Here is a 417-nt window from a genome sequence, read left to right as displayed (position 1 = left end):
TTTCCAGCTTTTCAGATAATTCAATTACTTCAGGATGAATCGTAAGATCGCTAACTATTACCTGCTCATTCTCTGAGCATAAAAATCTATTAAACCCAAAGTGTATAGTCGTTATTCCTTCAGGTACAACGAATGTATATAGCTCCTCTATCTCACCTTGCGTAGGAGCAAGATATCTAAAGTGCGCACCAAAGGTATCTGATCTAAACATATTCTCAAAAGATACATCAACTTCTTCATTAGCATCATCATATGCTCTGATTAGCAGAACCGCTTTACGATTGCTAGTAAGACCGATATTTAGGTACTTTACCATTGCCTTGATACTGATACTTTGACCTGGCTTAACCGCCGTTGGATACCAGATTGGTGCTTCTAATGGTAATGATAGGTTTTCTATGAGATGGATGTCTGGTG

The 417-nt window shown here is 38.1% G+C and carries 1 protein-coding gene; it reads right to left on the bottom strand.

What is annotated here, in order from left to right; all coding sequences use genetic code 11:
* Window positions 1–417 (bottom strand): hypothetical protein (locus tag ACT3S4_RS14400; protein WP_444761313.1); only part of this gene is annotated, 417 nt, incomplete at both ends.

The organism is Psychrobacter sp. AOP30-A2-5, assembly GCF_052378115.1.
Lineage (GTDB): Bacteria > Pseudomonadota > Gammaproteobacteria > Pseudomonadales > Moraxellaceae > Psychrobacter.
Note: the sequence above shows the minus strand (reverse complement) of the source record. Positions and strands in the feature narration are given on the sequence as shown.